This window comes from Lachnoanaerobaculum sanguinis (assembly GCF_033242365.1).
Lineage (GTDB): Bacteria > Bacillota > Clostridia > Lachnospirales > Lachnospiraceae > Lachnoanaerobaculum > Lachnoanaerobaculum sanguinis.
Window position 1 is genome coordinate 1 of record NZ_BTHK01000044.1, and the last position, 1063, is coordinate 1063.

Here is a 1063-nt window from a genome sequence, read left to right on the forward strand (position 1 = left end):
AGGAGCTGCCGAAGGCAGGGAGGATAACTGGGGTGAAGTCGTAACAAGGTAGCCGTATCGGAAGGTGCGGCTGGATCACCTCCTTTCTAAGGAAAAAGTAGGGGTTGTGAGTACTGTTTAGTACTAAATTAAAAGGGTACTAAAAACATAACATTATTGGTGTCGATGCGTCTAGGGGACACACCCGTTCCCATTCCGAACACGATGGTTAAGACCTAGTCGGCCGATGGTACTATACTGGAGACGGTATGGGAGAGTAGGTGGATGCCAATTTATGGGGGTGTAGCTCAGTTGGGAGAGCACCTGCCTTGCAAGCAGGGGGTCAAGAGTTCGAATCTCTCCATCTCCATAGTTAAAGCATAGCTTTAACTAATATGTACCTTGAAAACTGCATACCAAACGAGAAATTATATAAATATTTTATAATTAGACATCCGAGGATATTAATCGAAAGGTTAATATTTTTAAATAACAAAAATAAATTTTTAAACATAGTGTATGATACACGCTAGTGTCATACATAAACACTAAATCTAAATGATTTAAGAGGTTAAACATAAAGAGCGTAGGGTGGATGCCTAGGCACTGACAGCCGAAGAAAGACGTGACAAGCTGCGAAAAGCTGCGGGGAGAAGCACATATTCAGTGATCCGCAGATGTCTGAATGGGGAAACCCACTTGGAAGAACTCCAAGTATCTGTACGCCAATACATAACGTACAGAGGGGAACCCGGTGAACTGAAACATCTAAGTAGCCGGAGGAAAAGAAAACAACAGTGATTGCGAAAGTAGCGGCGAGCGAAATCGTAAGAGCCCAAACCGTGGTGCGTGCACTGCGGGGTAGAGGACTGCAACACGAGTAAGATATATTACCTGAACCGTTTTGGAAAAGCGGGCCAAAGAGCGTGAGAGCCGTGTAAGGGAAAATGTATTGAATCCAGCAGTATCCGGAGTACCACGAGACACGAGAAACCTTGTGGGAAGCAGGGGGGACCACCCCCCAAGGCTAAATACTAGTCAGTGACCGATAGCGTATAGTACTGTGAAGGAAAGGTGAAAAGAA

The 1063-nt window shown here is 44.9% G+C and carries 1 tRNA gene and 3 rRNA genes; all 4 read left to right on the plus strand.

Features of this window, described 5'->3' with window-relative positions:
* Window positions 1–86, plus strand: a 16S ribosomal RNA gene (locus tag SBH76_RS13430); the annotation flags it as partial.
* A gap of 69 nt (window positions 87–155) precedes the next feature.
* Window positions 156–273: ribosomal RNA gene (gene rrf / locus SBH76_RS13435) — 5S ribosomal RNA — on the plus strand.
* A 3-nt stretch (window positions 274–276) separates the two neighbouring features.
* Window positions 277–349: transfer RNA gene (locus SBH76_RS13440), tRNA-Ala, on the plus strand.
* Window positions 350–547: 198 nt separating this feature from the next.
* A 23S ribosomal RNA gene (locus SBH76_RS13445) occupies window positions 548–1063 on the plus strand; the annotation flags it as partial.